Genomic DNA, 19,270 nt, shown 5'->3' with positions numbered 1-19,270 from the left:
CATGATAAACGAATCTTCACACCCCCCACATGATCAGCCCTTCACGGTCTGCTAATGCTTTCATGGGGGCCGGTTCTAAGAAAATAATCTGTTTCGCGCGAAAAGCAAGGCCTGCGAAGCCACAATCTAGCAAAAATCTCAGGGTCTGCATACCCACCACCGGAGGATCCAGCCGCACATCCTGTGTTTTTTTGGCGCTTTTAATCAAAAAAGCCTTTTTATGCTCACGCATCAAGGGCTGTGTGCGTTGAATGAGGCCATCGGTACCTTCGGCAGCTTCAATGCCCACAACCCACCCCAATTCTGTGACAAGGGCTTGCCCCACATCAAAAGGAGACAACGCATCTAACACATCAAGACCCTTGTGGATATGCCCCTGGTCTTCACGGGTGGGCACATGGTCAGAAAAAGCGCCTGCGCCAGGCAGCGTGTGAGGCAGAATCGACTGTGGGCTCACCACCTCCATACCTTCTTTGGCCAATTGTGTGGCGAGAAAACGGAGCCAATGATCGTCCCCTTTTGGTTGCTTCATGAGGGCACCCAACCAGCGGCTTCCTTGCCAATCCACACGCAGTGAACTTAGTGAAGGACGCTGAAACGCCCCGGCCATCACCACCTGCGCCACGTGATGCTGACGCAGAAAAGCCAGGGCCTTGCCCACCTGCCCCAGCGATAGAGAAAGGTGCGGCGCTGACCAGGTGGCCTCCTGATGATCGTGCCCATAGCTGAGCACCACAAAAGACCGTCCTCCTTCTTGCAGCCGGCGCGCGAGCAGGAGGGGAAACGCCCCTTCCCCTGCAATGATGCCTAAGGCCTTCATGGCGGCTCCTTATTTCACCCTGATGATAGACTCAGGCTAGCATACCCTGCCGCATTGCCCTAGCTCTTTTTGGTGGTGGCACTGGGTGATGTTATAAGAAGAAGCCCAGCGCCATAAGAGGGGGCCATCCCTATCCTCAAGACAGGATGCACAGCGTTCCCCCACAGCCCACCTACCACGGCTTTCCTCTTTATTGTTGACAAATGGGCACGTTTTGATAGGTTGCGAGCGACGATGGATGATACGTGGATGGCTTCATGAAAAAGAGAATGTTGAGGGGGACGGCAGCGGTGCTGTGTCTTTTTTTTATGCACGCCGCTCTTATGGGCAAAGGAAGCGATGGCGAAGCAGGCCCGGCTGACGGCCATGCATCTGGAATGCGCGCACGCTATGATGGCCATGAAAGATATGAAACGCTTGCCCCTTCTGAAAAGCCAGCCAGTCCAACCTTTTTTCAGCGGATGAAGCCTGGGGATACCTGTTGGCTCACTGTCCGCACGCGTGAGGAAGGACAGCCTTCACAAGAAGCCGCTCTGTGCTATTACATGCCCCCAACAGACACCGCCTACAAAGGCACCTTCTTTCGTATCTTCACACAACAATTCGACCCTGTGTCACCTGCCAAAAAAAAGGAACACAAAGTGCCTCCAACACTTTCAGCTGCGTCGTCTGTGGATGATGTGTATGATTTGCTTACACAGCGGCTCCCCACCGACAGAAAAGCCGAAAAGGAAGAGTACATCCTCTATTGGATCTGTCATGAAGTCTATTTGAGTCAACGGTGTCAGGCTGTCTTCCCCCCACTGCGAAGTAAGCGCCTTACGTGCCTCTATTTTGGATCTGGGTTTTTATCTTCTTATCACCTTGAGGGCGTTGATGCCCCTAACCTTAAACGGTGTATCTATGCAAAGGAAAGCCCTAACCTGGCAGCTGCCCAGAAAGCCAGTCACCCTGCAAAAAGTGATGCTGACCCTGTGGGCACCTACCACGTTGAGACACCATTCTTTCCTGCCATGGCCATCACAGAAACCGCGAAATTTTTTTCAACAACGAATGTGGGTATGTCCCCCATGCATCCTTTTCCCCATGATCGCCTTTTCCCTCACCATGGTGATACGTTATCTGGCGTCACGTTTTGGGGACGCTTTATTGCCATTCCCCGCCACAGCCTTGACAGGGCCGAAGGGCCATGCCCCCCCACCCTTTTCTGTGCTGGGAATGAGTGGGGCTATGTCGATTCTCTCCCCCCTCCAAAGGCCCCCACACGCATGCCTCAAGGTCGTAGCTCAAAGGGCAAACGGGCCAATGCCCCCGTTGGTGGTAGGTCCGATTCAACGGCTTTGTTGATTCCTGAACATGAAGACCCCCTAGAGGAAGATCCTCTGCCACAAAGGTTTTCTAGCCCCGACCCAGACCCACAGTCTTTCTTCTCTCACATAGCCCTATGCGCGGGCCCGGGTCCCATTCGCGATTGGCCCGTGTTCTCTGCAGACGCTTTTGTTTTTTCTGTAACGCACCCGGTGACAGATGATGCCCTGGCCGCCATGGATCTTGCCAACGGCTATCGAGCCTTAGCGTCTTTCCTGAAGCTTTCCCTTCCAGAAACAGCCCTTACAGATGAGGCCATCCATGCCCAGGGCGTTCCCTTTCTTAAACTTAAGAATACGGACATTACCTGGAAGGAACTCTCAATTGTGTTGGTCAATCTTGAAGGTGAGGTTTTGGCCTCACGGGATGTGGAGCTCACCATCTGGCGCACACAGAACGTGAAGGGCACAGATGGGGTGGATGCCCTTCATGCCCGTATTGACTTAGCCGCAAAACCTGGTCATACGCCACTCCCTCTCATCAAGGCGGGACCCATCTATATTAAAACACCAGAACAGTGCACAATCCGTTTTGGAGATAAGGAGTCTGTGATCATCCTCTCACGCTATCTTGAAATGTGGTGGGCAGAAACGAGGCAACGCATCGGCACATCTGCCAAAAGCGTAAAATCAGCCTCATGAACGCAGGGGGCACAAAGGCACCAGATCTGAGCAGGCGTTATGTGCAAGGCGCCCCACGTGCCCTATTATCTACAGATTTATTTTCTTTTTACACACATTATGCGAAAATAAGAGGAAGAGCATTGCGTTTCAGAAAGCATCACGTATGGCCGCGTTAGGCATTATGTTTGGCTCATACCGAAGCCCAGCCTTGGGCACGCGGGCAGTCGCGTTTATCAAACGCTTAGGCGAAGACGTCGGTCTTAACCCCCATATTATCAGCGCCGCTGAGTTAGACATCCCTTTTCTGCGTGACCCATATCACAGCCTTTCCCCGAAACCTGAGGCCCTTGAGGCCTGCAGAAAGCTGATTTTTGGGTGTGACAGATTTGTCATTGTGTCGGGTGAATATAACCACCTCCCCCAACCGGGCTTGCTCAATATGATGAACTTTTTTTATCAAGAATATACAGGGAAACCCGCGGCTCTTGTGACCTATTCTGTGGGCGAATGGGGGGGCATAAGGGCACAAGCACCTTTGCGCACCTTTGCTTCGGCCTTAGGACTTATACCCATGTCATCTATGCTGGCCATCAAAACCACCACAAAAACCTTAAGTGAGGCGGGTGAGCCGTTGATAGACGGGCTACAAAAGCAAGGACAAACGTTTATGCAAACTTTTCAGGACCATTGTGACAAGGTCGTGTCGTGACCTTGACATACAGGTTATGGTATAAACCTCTTACGAAATATTAGGTTATCTTTGTCACAATGGAACAAAAGAGCAGAGGAAACACATTATGATCACCATGCGCCTCAAATCATGGCTACACGGCCAACTTGTGGCCAAAGATCACTTAGGCAACCGTTATTATCGAAAAAAAAACTATCGTGGTCATTGGAAAAACGAGCCGCGCTGGGTTCTGTATGCTGGCATGGCTCACGCCACCAAAGTGCCGCCGCTATGGTATGGATGGCTTCATCACATGACAGAGTTTCCCGAAACCGCCACAAAGATGGCCTACCCCTGGCAAAAACCCCACAGACCTAACCTGACGGGCACCCCTTACGCCTTTCATCCTGCACGTACGCCTTCTATTGCCAAAAAGAGCTACCCTTATCAAGCGTGGCATCCGCCTCAAACCCCTGCTATCGATGATCATGAAATATAAAACAACACTAGAAACCATATTGGGGGGCGTTGTCATGGGTGCTGCGCTCCTTTTCCTTATTTTTGCAGGTAAAAAAACAGATGTGCATCGTGCCATGAGCACCTATGACGTGTTGGCCTATTTTCAATCCGTTGAAGGTTTGTCGGAAGATGCGGCCGTGCGCATTGGCGGCGTCAAGGTCGGACACGTCAAAGCCATTTCGCTCAATGCTGAAAATTTTATGGCCAAGGTGGTCATGAGCATCTATACCCAATTCTCTATCCCTGATGACAGTAACGCCAACATCACAAGCACAGGCCTTTTGGGTGGGAAGTTTGTCAGCATTCACCCTGGCAACAGCACCCACATGCTGAAATATGGCGGCACCATCGAACGCACGCAAGGTTCTGTGAGCTTTGAAAAAATGATCAGCCACCTTGTGTTTGGCTTAGACAAAAAATAATCTCCTGACGCGTACCTCTTGCCTCACCCTTTTCTGGTCAAATACCTTGTGCCTCCCCTTGTGGTTATCCCTTATACGCTTACACTGCGTTGTCATCACCCCTTGCCGCACGCACGAGACGATCCCACAAGGCCTCATACACACCCCCCTCACGGGGTAACGTGGCCACGGCAATGGCGCGACACGGACTTTGATCCAGCTCATGCAGGCCTTCAAAAAGACGAGCGGCAGCCTCTTGGCTATCGCCACGCGGACTGAGGTTAAACACCCATGAGGCTTCTGGCCAGGCTTGTGGCCCAAAGCTGAGCACACCTTCCCCCGGCAGCACAGAAGTGGCGTGTAGGCGCAGTGGCTTTGACGGTGCATAGTGGGACGCATGTTGCCCTGGCGAGCTGTGATCCCCGGGACGACGCGTCACCGCCTCCCCTAACAGGGTTGATAGGGCCTCACAAGGCACCCCCCCGGGACGCAACAGCACAGGCCGTGGGCCGCGCACATCTAGCACCGTTGATTCAATGCCTAAGCGGCATACCCCCCCCACCACCGGCACATGGGGCAAAGAGCGCAGCACGTGAGCAGGATGCGTAGAGCTTAAAAAGCCTGAAGCATTGGCGCTGGGCGCCACGAGTGGAAAGCCACAGTGTGTGAGAATCTCTTGAAACACAGGATGCGCCGGCATCCGCACAGCCACCGTTGAAAGCGCCTGCCCCCCCGCCAGCACAGAAAGACGCGTGTGAGGTGCTCGATTCAACACAAGCGTCAGCGCACCCGGCCAAAAAGCGGCAGCCAAGCGCTCTGCCAGGTCTGTCCACTGTGTGTCCTTTTTGACAGCCGCGATGTCGGCATAATGCACAATCAAAGGGTTGGTGGCAGGGCGGCGCTTCGCCTCAAAAATACGTTGCACCGCATCATCACGATAAGCATGCCCCGCCAGGCCATACACCGTTTCCGACGGAATCGCGCAAATGCCGCCTTCTTTCAGCAACGCGCTGGCCTGAGTTGGCGATAATAATAAAGGCATCACCCCCGCCTAGGCATCATCATGGTTGTGCACGTGTTCTAAAGAATGCATGCCGTGCTCAGCCACCACGTTGGTATCCTGTTTTTCCAACAATTTCTCCAAAAAGCCAAACTGCCTTTTGAAAAAGACCGACGCCGACTCATCATGAGTGATATCGGATACGGTTTTCTTCATAAAATCAACGCTGTCTTCTAGATAGGGACGTGTATAGCTTTCTTCCAACCACGGCGGCAAATCATCAGATTTATAAAAATGGATAAAGGCCCAGTAGGTGACCGACAACAGCAACATGGCTTTGACAAACGCAAACAGAGTCCCCAAGACGCTATCTACGGGTTTGAGTGGGCTCATACGCACCCAATGCACCAGCCAGTCACTGATAAAAAAGGTGAGCAACAAAAAGATGAAAAAGACAGCACATGCAAGGCCAATAAAAGCCCAGAGAGAATTCCCCACATAGTGCTCTAGCAACGGCTGCAGCGAAGGCAACACCAAAAGGGACCCAACAGCCGCCAGCACCCACCCTAAAATGCCTGTGAGTGAGCGCAAAAAACCGCGCATAAAGCCAAAAACAACAAAAAAAGCGATTACACCCAACACAAGGCCATCAAAGATCATAATGAGATAACCCTCATCTCTTTGTTTTCTTCACAACGCCGGCAAACACAAAATTACCACCAGCATATGCTATTTTACACTCTTTTTAAAAAAAATTCAAAAAGAAGGCCAAAGATGTCTAAAAGAAGCGTATAAGGCCTTATCAACAAGTGTCATTTTCGATATTTTTTCCAGCGCCGCCAGAGATGTCACCTGGTGTTTATCCAAACCACAGGGCCGTATCCCATGAAAATAGGATAAATCAGGACAAACATTGATAGAAAATCCATGATAGCTCACCCCCTGCCTGACACGCAGCCCTATAAAGGCAATCTTTTTTTGGCCCTGCGGCGTCTCACACCACACCCCCACATCTTGATCGCCCACAAAGGTTGCCCTTAGACCCAGCTCCTTCAAGGTGGCCACCACCCACACACCCATAAACTGGAGCAAATCCTTAAGAGTGCGCGCTTTGTCCCTTAGCGGGCACAAAAAATACACCACACGCTGACCCGGACCATGATAGGTCACCTGTCCACCGCGACCCGTTTTAAGCACAGGCACACCGCGTGTATCTGTCACATCTTCATAAGAGCCACTGGTGCCTAAGGTGTAAACAGACGGGTGCGTCAACAGCCACACCAAAGGCGGCGATGCGCCTTCAGCCACACGAAGAACATCACGTTCCATTGCCGCCATGGCTTCTGCATAGTCTATGGGCTTGTGCGATACCTTCCACACAAAGGGAGGGAGACCCTCACTGTCCTGTGGATCCAAAACCACCCTGGCCTCGCTGTGTGTCCCCGCTTAAGGGCATCGCTTCACTCAGTGTTGCCTGCACAACAGGGGCAATCACCAGTTGGGCAATGCGCATGGCAGGCTCCACGCAAAAACTGACATCGCTATGGTTCATCACAATAACCTTCACCTCGCCGCGATAATCTTGATCAATAGTGCCCGGCGCATTGAGTACCTGCAGCCCGTGCTTGAGCGCAAGACCTGAGCGGCTCCTCACCTGACCTTCATAACCCGGCGGCAACGCCAGTGTGATCCCCGCAGGAATAAGACGCCACGTACGCGGCGAGATATCTTGCTGCACGCTCAGTGCTGCATAAAGATCCATACCCACGCTACCAGGCGTTGCATAGGCCGGAAGCGGAAGGTTTAGACCCTCACCCACTCTTTGTATGGGCACACGCACAATAGACACAGCGCCACCTCTTTTTCTCTACATTTGTCTTGACTATAGCACAGATCCAACAAAAGATAAGCCAACATAGGAGAGGTGTCACTTGGGCAACCTGTGGCCCTTTTTTCTATTTTTTGCGCACACGGCGCGGTTTCACAAGAAGGAGCAAAAACTATGCGTGACATCACCGAAGCAGACTTTGACCAGGAGGTGTTGAAGGGCAAGGGTTTTTTTCTTGTTGATTTTTGGGCGCCATGGTGTGGACCCTGTCAGAACCTGATGCCAACGTTAGAAGCAGCGCTGGCATCGCTGCAAGATAACATCACAGGCATCAAAGTCAACATTGATGACAGCCCAGAAGTGGCCGGGCAATACAACGTTATGACCATTCCCACCCTAATGATTTTTCACAACGGCAATCCGGTAGACACCCTTGTGGGCAGCCAGCACACCGAGGATGACCTGAAAGACTGGATCACAAAACACATCTAATGGTAATGCGCAATCAGCTTGCTTGTTGATGGGCAGAAGCTTCTTTCTTCGCAGAGGCGAGGGTGTCTTGGGGTTTGTCTAGGCCGGCGACGTGGTGCCACAAAAGGTGAGCCATATCTTGGCGCGAAGAAAAGTCGCTCGATTTGAGGGCCGGCCCAAAGGACACGGTGATGTGCACACAGCCCATGCGACAAAGCCCCCACAGATTGGCAACCAAGGTTTGATCCCCCCGCCAGCTGTATCGTTTTTTAAAGCAATCCGCCATAGGCAAACCGTTAAGCTTGGTAAGCTTAAGAGACACCGGCTGAACCCACATATCACACCCTTTAGGCATGAGAATATGAAAAAACGTGCTCTTAAACGGAAAAATCTTCACGCCGTCACCACATGTCCCTTCAGGAAATAAAATAAATTTTTCTCCCCGAGTGAGACGTTTCGTCAGCTCTTTCAACTCTTTCATCAGCGTGTTTCTGTGGCGGCTGATAAAAAGAGTGCCCATCATACGTGCTGCCGAGCCAATGATCGGCCAGCGCTTTACCTCTTTTTTGGCAATAAACCCCGCCTTGATCAAAGAACCTAGCACAAGAATATCCATGTAGGATATATGATTGGCCACAAACACAGTGGTGCGCATAGAGGGAGCACCTTCTACGCACACATGGATGCCCACCACTTTGTAAACCCACCTGTAAAACATCATGCCAAAACGGCGTGCCCACGGCCGATGGATCACAAAAACAAAGACCATGATGACGAAATAAAAAGGAATGCCCAGCCACACGAATGCAAACCTCAAGGCGGCCCTTACAGGAGACAACATGGCTAGCTTGCGTTGAGGGGAAACCGAGACGTTTGCTCACTATGGGCATTAAAGTGTTGAGCAAACTTAGGCTTGAGACAGTTGCTGTCTACCACCACACACACATCGATGGTATTGAACTCTTCATCAATAAAAATGCCGTCTCCCACGCCGCCACCGATGCGTGTATATCCCCGCAACAAGGGGGGAATATCTGCCAAGGCCTTCTTTGTGTCGACAGCCTCCTTGGGCATGTGCACCAATGGCTTAAAATACTGAGGCAATGTGCGCGTTCTGTAAGATTCGGGCAGGAGATGGTGATGATAGAGATAGGACAAACCATGAGCCACCTGAGAAGGATCTGTCCCGTGAAAGCTGCCACACCCAAAAAGATATTGCACATCATAATGGAGAATGTATTCAGCCAACCCGCGCCACAAAAGACCCATCACGCTTTGTGTGCGATATGCGCGGTCCACACAGGAACGGGACACTTCCAAAATCTCACCCGGCATGGCCAGCAACGAGGTCACATCAAACTCCCCTTGCGTATAGAATGAGCCATGTTTACGAGCCCCTTCTCGGCGCAAAAGACGGTAGGTACCCACAATCTTATTTTTGTCTTTATCTTGCACTACAAGGTGTTCGACAAAGGCATCAAAACTGTCCTCATCACGGCCACGCGCCAGCGACGCGCTCTCATTGGCCCCCATTTCTTTATAAAACACGTCATAACGAAGTTTTTGTGCACCTTCAATATGTTCAGCCCGTGACGCCAGATAAACACGGAATTTGCCAAATTGTATAAAAAAGGGAAGATGCGCTGTGTCCATAGGGGTCTCTACCTTGCGTTTTTTGCTTTGTCTATGGGAAAACCATAGAGCTCAATTCTATGATCCACAAGATGATAGCCCAAGCTTTCTGCAATTTTTTGTGTCATACGATTGATGTCTTCATCCTGAAATTCAATCACCTCATTGCTCTCAATATCAACCAAATGATCATGCTTGTCCTCAGAAACAGGCTCATAGCGCGCCGTGTCTGAACCAAACATATGACGCTCTAAAAGACCAAGATCTCGAAAAAGTTTGAGGGTTCTATAGATGGTGGCAATGCTGATAGAGGCATCCTCCTTAACCACCCGGCGATGCAAGCATTGAACATCGGGGTGATCATTGGATGCACACAGAATGCGTGCAATCAGTCGGCGCGCCCGCGTAACCTGGACACCTTTGGCTTCTAGTGCTTTTTCAAAAGAGTCAGACACACGATTGGCCTCACACCCATCCTTGAGCCTATCGTACCATGATGCCAACATAACACACAAGACGCCCCCCTGATTTATGGCAAAAATCAAACCGAGCCTTGAGGTTTAGGCAAAAAGGTTGTAGACAATTGGTCCCGCAAAACGGGGTACGGCGGTGTGGGCACCTTGATCTCTTCTTCATCCAAAATCTCTTTGAGCATGCGGTTATAGCCTCGCCTCACAAATTCTTGCTCAGCCGGGTTGGTCTTGATCCGTGCTTGAAACACAAGCGCATAGTCACGAATTTCGTTCACGCCGCGCACCTCAATGGGCCCCGCCAACTTTGAGCGATAAATGCGGTTTTGCCGCAAGTTTTGATAGGCGCGCTCAAGGATTTTTTGAATACGCTCAGGATCTTCATCATACGGCACCACAAGGTTGATCAAAACGCACGAGAAATGGCGGCTGCGATTGCCCAAGATTTTGATATTCCCAAACGGAATGGTCAGCAAGGTGCCGTTGTCTGCGCGCACCCGGATAATTCTTAAGGTCAGTTCTTCCACAATTCCCAATTTGCCATCAATATCCACCCAATCGCCTACCACCACATTGTTATCTAAAAGACACAAGAGACCCGCAAAAAAGTCTTTCACAAAGGATTGAAGCCCGAAGCTGAACACCACAGACAGCAAACCCAGGTTCGTCACAATGGGCGTAATGTTATATTGAAGACGCACCAGCACAGTCAGCGATAAGGTAATCACCATGGTCACCCGCAACGCCGTTCTCGACACCATCAACAAGGTGCGCATACGCCCTTTGGTGTAAAATGATTCAGTCACATAGGGCAAACGTTTGGGCTCAAGATAATGGCGCAATATGCGATCCCCAAAGTGAACAAACAGCCACGCGCCCACAAGCAATAAGATGATATCCGCCAGCTGATCATAAATGTTGGTGCCAAGCGTCACTTTGAGATAATAGAAAAAACGAAAATCCCACAGCTCAATGGCCATGACGCCAGTCACGCCATAGGTAAACACATAGAAAAACCGGTTGGCTTGCGTCTTTGTCCTTAGCCAGCGAAACAAAAAGGATTTGTGATCATCATGACGATGACTCATTAAATACCACACACGTAACCGCTGAAAATTAAGATAGAGCACCGGGATCAGCGGCAACAACAACATCGTCAGCGTGAGGGGCCAGAAAAACCGCTGAAAACTTTCTTCATCAAAAATGAACAGCGCATAAAGAATGATAGGAAAACTGTTCCACAACATCCAAAAGGCTGTTGTAAGCAAGGGAAATTGACGTTCTTGTGTGTTTTTTATCCAACGCAAAATGGGGCGCTTAAGATTATGCACAAACGCCATGGCCGAGATGGTCATCCCCAGGCCAAAGACAAACATCACCAAAATGCTCACTTCACGTGATAACTTGAAAAACGAAAAAAGCTCTACGATCCAATCGTTAACAATCCAGAAAAATAGAAAACACTGCAAATCAAACAGCAGCGCTTTTTTGCGCTTTTGCCCGCCTGGGTTAAAAAAAGACAAGGGAATATAACGAAACACCACCCCTTGGATGCGCCACAATGCCAGCCACAAAAACAGGCCCGTGGCAAAGGCAAGCATGGCATTTTTCAGATCTGTCACCCCTTCGATCAAGAAAAAGAGGCTGATCTGCACCACAAACATCACACACAAAGGCAAGCACGCAGCAGACACATAAATCAAGAAAGAAACCACCGACTGAAGGCGTGGCCGCGATGAAAGAGACGCCAGTGTCCATTTCAACAAATCACCCTCTAAAAACCGGGTTAACCACCAATGCACCACCACAGCACAGAGCACAGCCAACAGCGTTGTCACCGCAAAACTGATGAGCACAAGGGACGTCTCCACCCACAGGCGCCACGACAACTTCCACTTCACCAAATCGCTTATATGACGACTGAGGTCGTTCAATCCTTTTTGAAGCTCTATGCTTCGCTCTTCCAGGCACTGCACAAACAAAGAGACATAGGTTTTGACAAAAGGAGCCCCCTTCACTTCCTCTTTCTGCTCAGGCAGGCGACCCTTGATCGATGTCAGCGCCTTTTGCACATCCCCCAAATTGGCTTCAATGCGCGCCAAATCAGAAGACACATTCTCCCCCGGTGGCGCCTTTTTGGTAGAACTGCCCTCAGAGGAGGCAGAGGCCTGAGACAACAACGCCCCGTATACCCCCCCCAACTTCATGGGTTTAGCGGCGTCTGCGTCTTTCTTGGGTTGCGCTTCCTCAGCCCACACTGCCCCTAAACACAGGCACCACGCACAAAAAAACGCAAGAAAACGGAAGCGAGCGAGCCTAGGAAGGCGAAACATAAAAATAGGCGTGGTAGAAGAACCAGATTTGCTTTATCATAAAGACAACTTTGAGAAAAAAAAGAGGAAAAATGCAATGAACCTTTCCGCCTCTTCCCCTGTCTCTCTCCTTGAAGGCATGTTTTTCCAGCTTTCTGATCGTGGCGAGCCCCAAAAAGTGGCCCTCAGCACCTTCACGCAAGACAAAAATGTGGCCATCTTTGGTCTTCCTGGCGCCTTCACCCCCTTGTGCACGGCCGACCATGTGCCAGGCTTTGTAGCAGCCTACCCCAAGCTGAAAGCACAAGGGATTGACCACGTGGTATGCGTGTCTGTAAATGATCCCTTCGTTATGCGCGCGTGGCAAGATTCTCTGCAGGCAAAAGACTTAGTGTTTTTGGCCGACCCCGAAGGCATGTGGCTTGAAAAAATGGATCTTCTATTTGATGGCACCGCCTTTGGCCTGGGCTGGCGCGCCAAGCGCTTTTCCCTCACTGCGAAGAACGGCACAATCCAACACATGTGGGTGGAGCCTCACGTAGGCACCTGTGCTGTGTCTTCAGCCGATCATTTGGTAACGCAGCTCAGCAACCGTTAGTGCGATTTCCCTGGTCGGGTCCTTTGCTTTATTTTTTCTGCATACGCGTGATGCCATCCCAATCCTTTCCTGGAGGATATTTGAGAAAATGCTCGCAGCGTTCCACAAACAGGCTGGCCACGGAATCCTCGTGAAACCCTTGATAGATGAAGCGATATCTTTTGAGGGCCCGCGACCACTCTTGGTGTTGATAGTATGTGAACGCTTGCTCCATATAAAGGGCCAAATCCGCCAAATAGCCGCCGGATGAAAAGCCTTCCCGGGTATGCAACAATTCATAAACCAACACCCCTTTTTCCTTGCCCTTAACCGCCACGCGATCAATCACGCGGAAGACAAAATGATCTTTTGCCCCAAGGTAGGTTTGCTCATCCACCAAAATTTTGGTCCCATACACTTTATTCAGCGATTCAAGACGTGAGGCCAGATTGACAGAATCGCCAATGACGGTGTATTGAAACCGCTCATCAGAGCCAAAATTGCCCACGATCACATCGCCTGTGCACAACCCAAATCGGCTTTTAAAGGGGGGTTTATCTTCTTTTTCCCACGCAATGTTCATTTGCTTGAGATGGCTATGACACGTCAACACAGCCTGACAGGCGTGCACAATATGAAGGCTGTCGCTAAGCGGTGCCCCCCAAAAAGCCATCACCGCATCGCCAATATATTTATCCAGCGTGCCTTGGTTATCCTGAATAATGCGTGTGCACGCTTGAAAATATTCTGAAAGATTGCTCACCAACGCTTGCGGCACGAGTTTCTCAGAAATACTGGTGAAATCTTGGATATCTGAAAACATAATGGTGACCCGTTTTTCGTGACCGCCCAACAAAGCCTCTTCACGGGCCCCTAACAACTGCCTCACCAGCACCATGGGCACAAACTTGCCAAACGCATTTAAGGCGCGGCTCACACCACTAAAGGCTTTAGAGATCCGATCAATTTCATAAAAATAGGACGGTTTGTGGGAGGACACCTCAAAGCGCATCTGCTCAAATTCTCCCAAAGAGCGAGCCACAGATTCAATTGGCCGTGAAATGCGCAAGACAATTTGTGCCAACAGCAAGCTGAACACCACAATCACACACAGTGTCAATAAGCCAGCTTCCCATTGTGATTGATAAAAACCTAAACGCTGATAGTCATTGCCGCACACAATGCCCAACGAAATGTCTTCCAAAAAAGGAAACCCTTCGGTGTCAGACTCAAGGGGGAAAAAAAACACCTTGCTGTCTTTATCATGATTTTCCCAGACATAATCAGGGTTCTCTTGATACTGCTGAAACGCTGGCGCCCAAGATGGATGGAGATCCGACACCGTTTTGGGGATCACTCCTTTCTGCGAAAAAGACAACCCTTGCTCCATGGAAGAATGCGCCAGGCAAATTCCTTTCTTATTGAGCAGAAACAGCGCTTTCACATTGCCGATAGAAAGACTTTCTAAGAGGTTTGAAATTTTCTCCACATCAATATTCAGAGAAACAGCGCCCAAAAACGCACGGGTTTGACTGTGAAAAATAGGATAAATAATTAAGATCACCACCCCACCAAAAACAAATCCAAGGGGTGGCGACAGCGCAGGCTTAGCTGCTTTTTTGGTATGCTCAAGCCATGCGTCTTTTTCTTTGAAGGAAAGGACAGGGTCATGGGTATGGACCGTGTGCAGCGTTGTACCTAGCTTTCCATAAAATGACCATGTGACCTTGCCACCAGAGGCTGTTTCATCAACCTGAGAAGCAAAGAAAGCAGCTTGTGGCAAGGTGCCAGCTGCCTCTTGCTTTGTTTCTTTAAGGTAAAAATGCCAGAAGAGAGAATTTTTTTGGTTCACTTTCATAAAGTTCACCACATCCCCACGGGGATTAATAAAAGAAACGCCCCGCAAAAAATTTGTATTGGAAAGATAATGAATCACCAGGGGCTCAATCAAAGGCTGCTTGACCAAAAAACGTCCTTCAAGAATGCCTTGGAGACTTTTTCCTACATAAGCCGAGCTTTTAAAGCGCCCTCGAATCGTTTGTGTGATGTATTCAAACAGAGCTTCTCGCTTCTCACCTGCTAGCAGTGTGAAATCATCAATAAAAGCTTCATTCATATAGGACAAAAGAAAGAGGGCACTCAACGACATGGCGCTTACGAAGGTGCACACCAAAATCACATAAATTTTTCTGAAAAAAATCAATCCTTGTGACAAAAAGCTGGGCAACGTTTTTGGCGAAAAAATAAAGACCTCTCTCACACCCATCAAATAGCGCGCAAGGCCTGATTATTGATGAAAAAAGGAAAAAAACTGTAGCCCTTGTGAAAAAGAGAGCACTACTTTTGCTGTTTCCTGCCTACACACATGCATAGCTACGCCCGTGAGATACGCTCTGCAGAAGGGTTATGATGCTCGTTTTTGTGATTTTGCCTTCTTAAACTGCATGTTCACTCGTAAACCGCCTTGAGGGGAGACAGACGCATAAACATCGCCGCCCATATTATGCACAAAGCTACGCACAACCGCTAGGCCAAGACCCGTGGAGCCCTCTCTTAACGGTCGCTCATCTGATAAACGCACAAAGGGATCAAAAATAGACGCCAGCATCGAAGGCTTCACCCCCGGACCGTCGTCCTCCACATAAAAAGACACAACATCTTCATCTTCCTCAAGGCAGCAATGAATACGCTCCTTGGCATAGAAAAGCGCGTTTTCCATAATGTTCTGAATACACCGCTCTAAGGCATGTTCGCTGATGAAGAGACGATAGCCTTTGGGAATGCTGAGGGTTATTTTTTTCTTATGCTGAGCGTTCAGACGTTTCAGCACACGAAACACCAACGCAAGCACCACCACTTTTTGCGGCGCATCCAGCATGCCTGTTTTCAAAAAATCGATGTAAGACGCCAACATTGCCTCCATATGAGAAATATCCTCATGCAATGAGGCCACGCCTTGCGTTTTCTCGTCCAAAAGCGCCAACTGTAACTTCATACGCGACAAAGGCGTGCGCAGATCATGGGACAACCCCATCAACATCGCCATCTGATCTTTGTTTTTCTTGAGCAATTTTTGATAGAGTGAAACCAACGATTTTCCAATTTGACGAAACTCAAGGGCCCCCCGCGCGAAATAACCCTGCAAATCTCCCCCACGCTCAAGATGGGAGGCAAGCCGTGAAAGTTGCGCCAACGGCACCAACTGACGATGCATAAAAAAAGCAGCAATCATAGCACACAGCACCGCAGATACGAGCGACCATAAAAACCACCACAAACTTGTTTTCCCCAACACGCGCTTGGTGGGAAACGACAACTTTAACACATCCCCTGGCAGCTGAATCCACACATGGGTGATATCAGGTCCCATAAGCAGGATGTAGGGATAGGGCAAAAGATGCCGAAGTGCTCGCTCAAAACGAGATTGAAAAACGTGATATCCCCGAGGGATGGGGGTGGGCATCGCGGTCATATGATCAGCCAGTAAGCCCCACTTCCCTTCAATGACATGAAGCCGCTCCTCTGGCGCAGAGGGGGATGTTTCAAATGTATGGGCTGCCGTAGCCAGGCGATAGGCCATGCCTTCAGAAAGGTGGCGTGTGATGGTTTCCCAGTGACGACCAAAGAAGATATAGCCCGAGACAATTTGAATCAAAAAAATCGGAACCAGCACAATCAAGGCCGAACGTCCCCAAAAATGTCGAGGGAAAAAACGACGTAAAGACAAAGAAACCATCATCAGGCACTTGCCTTGAGAATATAGCCCACACCGCGTACTGATTGAAGACACGGCACACTACACACCTGCCCCAGCTTGGCACGAAGGCGGCCCATACGCACATCAATGCTACGCATAGACACGGGGAGATTGAGGGTCTGGGCAATAAAGGCACGATCTAGTGGTTTGTTTTTGTGACGCATCAAACACAACAACAGCTCAGCTTCTCCTTCGGTGAGATAAACAGGTGCCTCCCCTTTGGTGCCCTTAAGCACATTATGCTGTGGGTTAAATCTGAAAGGCCCCGCATCCATATCACCCATTTCCAAAGGTTTAACGCGCCCCACAATGGATTGAATACGCAAAAAAAGCTCTTCAGGTTCAAACGGCTTAGGTAGGTAATCGTAAGCCCCTAAAGAGAGGCCATTTAGTCGATCTTCAATGCCGCCCCGGGCTGTTAAAAACAACACAGGGGGATAGGTTTTTTGGGAGGATAAAAAAGAAAAACCATCCTCTCCCGGCAACATCACGTCTAAAAGCATCATGTCAATGGCAAACAAGCCTAAGGCCACACGTGCCTGCACCACATCTTCAGCACACGACACGAAAAAGCCTTTTCGCCCCAAAAAATGGCACAACAAATTGCGTAATTTAGGATCGTCGTCCACAACCAAAAGGTGGTGACAAGAAGGCTGCTGCATGGCGATGAACCCCCCAGGTTAAGCCCTTATGGTAACAACATCTCCTCCCGCATGCAACCGCCCTGGCAAGCTGGGAAGGCCAGATTTTTGGTCCTAAGGGTTACACCACGAACGCACTTATAGTAACCTTGAGGCGTGCGCGCTCGTAGCTCAGCTGGATAGAGCACAGGATTCCTAATCCTGGGGTCGCAGGTTCGAGTCCCGCCGAGCGCACCACCCTGAGCCAAGACCTTTAGGATTTTTCTTAAAAAAGAATTTCAAATCAGGGAACAAATAAACAAAAATTAAGCACGGAATCGGTTGATCACCCCCCCATTCAAGAAGCCCAACACAGGCATCCAATATTGCTATGCAGACGCGTGTGTGATCCAAAAAAAAACTTAGTTGACTGGGAAAAAATAGTTTTCAATAAGCTATGCAGAAGCACTACCCACAAGCATCATGAGGCTAGGTAAAATAGTCAAGATACTACAAACGGAGTGCACAACATAAGGGTCTGACAAAATGATTGCCATAAGATCACCCGTTTTTTGGCTTTCAAAAAATGATATGTCCAGACCGCATTCTTATGTCATCGGTCTGCGTGAATTTTCATGTGGATTCCATTTGGACAAGAAGGGTTCGTGCAAGTGCTTCAAGTGGAATCTTGAGATGCGGGTGGTCTCCATGTCTTTCGCACATTCTCAGCAATTCACTGCAAACGAATAAAAGACAAATGCGGCCCTCCTGCTCAGAAAAGAGAAAGGGAAATCGAGCACGTAAAATCTTACACATGGTTGGACAGGAGGCCGTGTAACCATAAAGAAAAGCAAAATCTAAATAGCGTGGCCCCATGCCCCATCCTTCCCAATCAAAAAGCGTCCCATCTTGTGCGACGTTGCCCCAGTGAATATCCCCATGGATTGTCTGCCAATGGTTAATTTTGGTGCAAAGATGGTTGCCGTAACGTTCATGAATGCGCCGCGTCACAAAATCTTGACGACAACTTTGAAAAGATGTTTGAGCACCTGAAAGACAATCGAGTTGTTTTTCAAGCCTATCAAACCATGAGTCGGTAGGAACGGCTAGATTTTGCGGCGTCGCAGTTTCTGACATGGCCGGACTTTTCACAAAAGCCTCTAGCCAACATGTTTGGCAAGCTTCGTTTTGCGTATAAACCTTAATGAGCTTCGGAGCACGAAGACAGGCGATCTGATCTTTTTTAGAGAGGCGTCTTCGAAAAAGTTCTCCAGCTTGGAAAGAAGGGTGATGCGTGGCCTGTGCCCAAACAAGACCTGTACCTGGAAGGCTAATAGCCTGGCCCACACTTTTTTGGTGCCAACCATAACAGCACTTTCCATGAGGCGTGGCGTTAAGAGATTTCTGAAAAAGACGAAAATCGCTAAGAAGCGTCACGGTACTTCCCTGAGTGCTTCGTCAATAGACCCACAATGCTTCGCCTCTTTTCTTCAGAGAGAGGGGCTAACTTAGAGACATCGAAACGTTGATGTCGTTGTTGAACAGAGGTCGGGCTTGTGAAAGTGGCAGAAATTCCAGGAACAGATTTGGCAAAAAGTAAACAAGCCTCAGCAGCCGTCAGTAATGCACCGAGTTGTTTAAAAAAAGCAGATTTCAATACAGGCGGCAAAAGCCCTCCGTGTAGGGGGGAGCTTCCAAAAATGTCAACTTTTTCCCTAAGGGCCATATCAATGGGTCCTCTTTTTTGAAAGTAAGCACTGATAGGTTTTATTTTTACCAAACTGAGAGGTAGCTGTATCGCCCGAAAGTGGTGACCCGAGCCAACACCACACATCATGTCAAGAATGTCAGAAGGTACGAGCTTTGCAGCGCCCTCTGTCTCCTCAAAGCCAGACCACGCAGCTATCCCATAGCCCTTCAGAATGCCCTGTGCACAAAGCTCTTCTAACGTCATAAAAATCTTATCATTAAGTCTCTTGCTTTATGTTCGTCTTGCTCTCCAAAGCATCTTTCAGGGTTATGTAAAATACAAGATCAAGGAATGATGAAGCAAGCTCTAGCTCTGATAGGCGCAAAGGAAGAGTCTTATGAGATACCCTGAGAAGCATCTCTCAACGCATCAAAAAGGTCGAGGTTGTGTGTTTTTTTAGCCGCATGCTTTTCTTTTGCCTTGCTTTCCCAGATGTCGTGCCACGATTCCAC

General features: G+C 49.4%; 20 protein-coding genes and 1 tRNA gene. 7 read left to right on the top strand and 14 right to left on the bottom strand.

Annotated elements, in window-relative coordinates; all coding sequences use genetic code 11:
- Positions 1 to 16: 16 nt before the first annotated feature.
- Entirely contained in the window at positions 17 to 820 is an 804-nt protein-coding gene (locus IG82_RS0100115) for an LpxI family protein (protein ID WP_031933688.1), read from the bottom strand.
- Between the two features lie 269 nt (positions 821 to 1,089).
- On the opposite strand from IG82_RS0100115, the gene IG82_RS0100105 reads away from it, so the two are divergent.
- The 4 genes from IG82_RS0100105 to mlaD all read left to right on the top strand — a co-directional run bounded on the left by IG82_RS0100105 (position 1,090) and on the right by mlaD (position 4,422).
- Positions 1,090 to 2,829: a hypothetical protein gene (locus IG82_RS0100105; protein WP_156095261.1), complete on the top strand. Its 1,740-nt coding sequence runs from the start codon at positions 1,090 to 1,092 to the stop codon at positions 2,827 to 2,829.
- 145 nt (positions 2,830 to 2,974) lie between these two features.
- Positions 2,975 to 3,520 carry an NADPH-dependent FMN reductase gene (locus IG82_RS0100100; RefSeq protein ID WP_031933685.1) on the top strand — a complete coding sequence of 182 codons (546 nt, stop codon included), beginning with the start codon at positions 2,975 to 2,977 and terminating at the stop codon, positions 3,518 to 3,520.
- 88 nt (positions 3,521 to 3,608) lie between these two features.
- Positions 3,609 to 3,980 (top strand): NADH-ubiquinone oxidoreductase subunit NDUFA12 family protein, encoded by a 372-nt coding sequence (locus IG82_RS0100095; protein WP_052545510.1) that lies wholly within the window; start codon positions 3,609 to 3,611, stop codon positions 3,978 to 3,980.
- A complete protein-coding gene (gene mlaD / locus IG82_RS0100090; RefSeq protein ID WP_082191968.1) occupies positions 3,964 to 4,422 on the top strand; it encodes an outer membrane lipid asymmetry maintenance protein MlaD in 459 nt (152 codons plus the stop codon). The genes IG82_RS0100095 and mlaD overlap by 17 nt, the downstream gene beginning before the upstream one ends.
- A gap of 79 nt (positions 4,423 to 4,501) precedes the next feature.
- Here the strand turns inward: mlaD and IG82_RS0100085 are convergent, their stop codons facing one another.
- From IG82_RS0100085 to dut, 4 genes are all read right to left on the bottom strand, one after another.
- Positions 4,502 to 5,443, bottom strand: a complete 942-nt coding sequence (locus IG82_RS0100085; RefSeq protein WP_031933682.1) for an L-threonylcarbamoyladenylate synthase — start codon at positions 5,441 to 5,443, stop codon at positions 4,502 to 4,504.
- Between the two features lie 9 nt (positions 5,444 to 5,452).
- Positions 5,453 to 6,061, bottom strand: a complete 609-nt coding sequence (locus IG82_RS0100080; protein WP_031933681.1) for a CvpA family protein — start codon at positions 6,059 to 6,061, stop codon at positions 5,453 to 5,455.
- Between the two features lie 96 nt (positions 6,062 to 6,157).
- Positions 6,158 to 6,781: a lipoyl(octanoyl) transferase LipB gene (gene lipB / locus IG82_RS0100075; protein ID WP_031933680.1), complete on the bottom strand. Its 624-nt coding sequence runs from the start codon at positions 6,779 to 6,781 to the stop codon at positions 6,158 to 6,160.
- A gap of 16 nt (positions 6,782 to 6,797) precedes the next feature.
- Positions 6,798 to 7,250, bottom strand: a complete 453-nt coding sequence (dut, locus tag IG82_RS0100070; RefSeq protein WP_031933679.1) for a dUTP diphosphatase — start codon at positions 7,248 to 7,250, stop codon at positions 6,798 to 6,800.
- 153 nt (positions 7,251 to 7,403) lie between these two features.
- On the opposite strand from dut, the gene trxA reads away from it, so the two are divergent.
- Positions 7,404 to 7,721, top strand: coding sequence for a thioredoxin (trxA, locus tag IG82_RS0100065; protein WP_031933678.1), 318 nt, complete (start codon positions 7,404 to 7,406; stop codon positions 7,719 to 7,721).
- Between the two features lie 13 nt (positions 7,722 to 7,734).
- On the opposite strand, the gene IG82_RS0100060 is transcribed toward trxA, so the two are convergent.
- Genes IG82_RS0100060 through IG82_RS0100045 form a run of 4 tightly spaced genes read right to left on the bottom strand, consistent with a single transcriptional unit; the run spans position 7,735 to position 12,135 of the window.
- The gene (locus IG82_RS0100060) at positions 7,735 to 8,517 is read right to left on the bottom strand and encodes a lysophospholipid acyltransferase family protein (RefSeq protein ID WP_168338498.1); all 783 of its coding nucleotides are present in this window, start codon (positions 8,515 to 8,517) and stop codon (positions 7,735 to 7,737) included.
- 26 nt (positions 8,518 to 8,543) lie between these two features.
- Positions 8,544 to 9,353 (bottom strand): GNAT family N-acetyltransferase, encoded by an 810-nt coding sequence (locus tag IG82_RS0100055; protein WP_052545503.1) that lies wholly within the window; start codon positions 9,351 to 9,353, stop codon positions 8,544 to 8,546.
- A gap of 8 nt (positions 9,354 to 9,361) precedes the next feature.
- Positions 9,362 to 9,838 (bottom strand): Fur family transcriptional regulator, encoded by a 477-nt coding sequence (locus IG82_RS0100050; protein ID WP_082192000.1) that lies wholly within the window; start codon positions 9,836 to 9,838, stop codon positions 9,362 to 9,364.
- Between the two features lie 35 nt (positions 9,839 to 9,873).
- Positions 9,874 to 12,135 carry a mechanosensitive ion channel family protein gene (locus IG82_RS0100045; protein ID WP_031933674.1) on the bottom strand — a complete coding sequence of 754 codons (2,262 nt, stop codon included), beginning with the start codon at positions 12,133 to 12,135 and terminating at the stop codon, positions 9,874 to 9,876.
- A gap of 76 nt (positions 12,136 to 12,211) precedes the next feature.
- Here IG82_RS0100045 and IG82_RS0100040 point away from each other — a divergent pair, with 76 nt between their 5' ends.
- Positions 12,212 to 12,712, top strand: a complete 501-nt coding sequence (locus tag IG82_RS0100040) for a peroxiredoxin family protein (protein ID WP_168338499.1) — start codon at positions 12,212 to 12,214, stop codon at positions 12,710 to 12,712.
- A 28-nt stretch (positions 12,713 to 12,740) separates the two neighbouring features.
- Here the strand turns inward: IG82_RS0100040 and IG82_RS06770 are convergent, their stop codons facing one another.
- From IG82_RS06770 to IG82_RS0100025, 3 genes are all read right to left on the bottom strand, one after another.
- On the bottom strand, positions 12,741 to 14,906 hold the full coding sequence (locus tag IG82_RS06770) for an adenylate/guanylate cyclase domain-containing protein (RefSeq protein ID WP_172642837.1): 2,166 nt from the start codon (positions 14,904 to 14,906) through the stop codon (positions 12,741 to 12,743).
- Between the two features lie 189 nt (positions 14,907 to 15,095).
- Entirely contained in the window at positions 15,096 to 16,430 is a 1,335-nt protein-coding gene (locus IG82_RS0100030) for a sensor histidine kinase (RefSeq protein ID WP_031933671.1), read from the bottom strand.
- The gene (locus tag IG82_RS0100025) at positions 16,430 to 17,110 is read right to left on the bottom strand and encodes a response regulator transcription factor (protein WP_052545498.1); all 681 of its coding nucleotides are present in this window, start codon (positions 17,108 to 17,110) and stop codon (positions 16,430 to 16,432) included. The genes IG82_RS0100030 and IG82_RS0100025 overlap by 1 nt, the downstream gene beginning before the upstream one ends.
- Before the next feature lie 139 nt (positions 17,111 to 17,249).
- On the opposite strand from IG82_RS0100025, the gene IG82_RS0100020 reads away from it, so the two are divergent.
- Positions 17,250 to 17,326: transfer RNA gene (locus IG82_RS0100020), tRNA-Arg, on the top strand.
- Positions 17,327 to 17,701: 375 nt separating this feature from the next.
- Here IG82_RS0100020 and IG82_RS07125 read toward each other — a convergent pair.
- Together IG82_RS07125 and IG82_RS06760 are read right to left on the bottom strand one after the other, a co-directional pair.
- Complete coding sequence (locus IG82_RS07125) at positions 17,702 to 18,205, bottom strand: phosphotransferase (RefSeq protein WP_156095259.1); 504 nt, start codon at positions 18,203 to 18,205, stop codon at positions 17,702 to 17,704.
- Between the two features lie 286 nt (positions 18,206 to 18,491).
- Positions 18,492 to 19,022 carry an aldo-keto reductase family protein gene (locus IG82_RS06760; protein WP_052545495.1) on the bottom strand — a complete coding sequence of 177 codons (531 nt, stop codon included), beginning with the start codon at positions 19,020 to 19,022 and terminating at the stop codon, positions 18,492 to 18,494.
- Positions 19,023 to 19,270 lie beyond the last annotated feature (248 nt).

The organism is Candidatus Hepatobacter penaei (assembly GCF_000742475.1).
GTDB lineage: Bacteria > Pseudomonadota > Alphaproteobacteria > Holosporales > Hepatobacteraceae > Hepatobacter > Hepatobacter penaei.
The sequence above is the reverse complement of the archived record's forward strand: the minus strand, read 5'-3'. Positions and strand labels throughout refer to the sequence as shown.

What these genes read in the sequence shown, in the direction of transcription:
- trxA (WP_031933678.1), top strand. Translation starts at nt 7,404, where the DNA reads ATGCGTGACATCACCGAAGCAGACTTTGACCAGGAGGTGTTGAAGGGC.
- IG82_RS07125 (WP_156095259.1), bottom strand. Translation starts at nt 18,205, where the DNA reads ATGTCAGAAACTGCGACGCCGCAAAATCTAGCCGTTCCTACCGACTCA.
- IG82_RS0100030 (WP_031933671.1), bottom strand. Translation starts at nt 16,430, where the DNA reads ATGATGGTTTCTTTGTCTTTACGTCGTTTTTTCCCTCGACATTTTTGG.
- IG82_RS0100040 (WP_168338499.1), top strand. Translation starts at nt 12,212, where the DNA reads ATGAACCTTTCCGCCTCTTCCCCTGTCTCTCTCCTTGAAGGCATGTTT.
- IG82_RS0100050 (WP_082192000.1), bottom strand. Translation starts at nt 9,838, where the DNA reads ATGTTGGCATCATGGTACGATAGGCTCAAGGATGGGTGTGAGGCCAAT.
- IG82_RS06760 (WP_052545495.1), bottom strand. Translation starts at nt 19,022, where the DNA reads ATGACGTTAGAAGAGCTTTGTGCACAGGGCATTCTGAAGGGCTATGGG.
- IG82_RS0100115 (WP_031933688.1), bottom strand. Translation starts at nt 820, where the DNA reads ATGAAGGCCTTAGGCATCATTGCAGGGGAAGGGGCGTTTCCCCTCCTG.
- IG82_RS0100025 (WP_052545498.1), bottom strand. Translation starts at nt 17,110, where the DNA reads ATGCAGCAGCCTTCTTGTCACCACCTTTTGGTTGTGGACGACGATCCT.
- IG82_RS0100100 (WP_031933685.1), top strand. Translation starts at nt 2,975, where the DNA reads ATGGCCGCGTTAGGCATTATGTTTGGCTCATACCGAAGCCCAGCCTTG.
- IG82_RS0100085 (WP_031933682.1), bottom strand. Translation starts at nt 5,443, where the DNA reads ATGCCTTTATTATTATCGCCAACTCAGGCCAGCGCGTTGCTGAAAGAA.
- IG82_RS0100095 (WP_052545510.1), top strand. Translation starts at nt 3,609, where the DNA reads ATGATCACCATGCGCCTCAAATCATGGCTACACGGCCAACTTGTGGCC.
- IG82_RS0100080 (WP_031933681.1), bottom strand. Translation starts at nt 6,061, where the DNA reads ATGATCTTTGATGGCCTTGTGTTGGGTGTAATCGCTTTTTTTGTTGTT.
- IG82_RS0100055 (WP_052545503.1), bottom strand. Translation starts at nt 9,353, where the DNA reads ATGGACACAGCGCATCTTCCCTTTTTTATACAATTTGGCAAATTCCGT.
- IG82_RS0100105 (WP_156095261.1), top strand. Translation starts at nt 1,090, where the DNA reads ATGTTGAGGGGGACGGCAGCGGTGCTGTGTCTTTTTTTTATGCACGCC.
- mlaD (WP_082191968.1), top strand. Translation starts at nt 3,964, where the DNA reads ATGATCATGAAATATAAAACAACACTAGAAACCATATTGGGGGGCGTT.
- IG82_RS0100045 (WP_031933674.1), bottom strand. Translation starts at nt 12,135, where the DNA reads ATGTTTCGCCTTCCTAGGCTCGCTCGCTTCCGTTTTCTTGCGTTTTTT.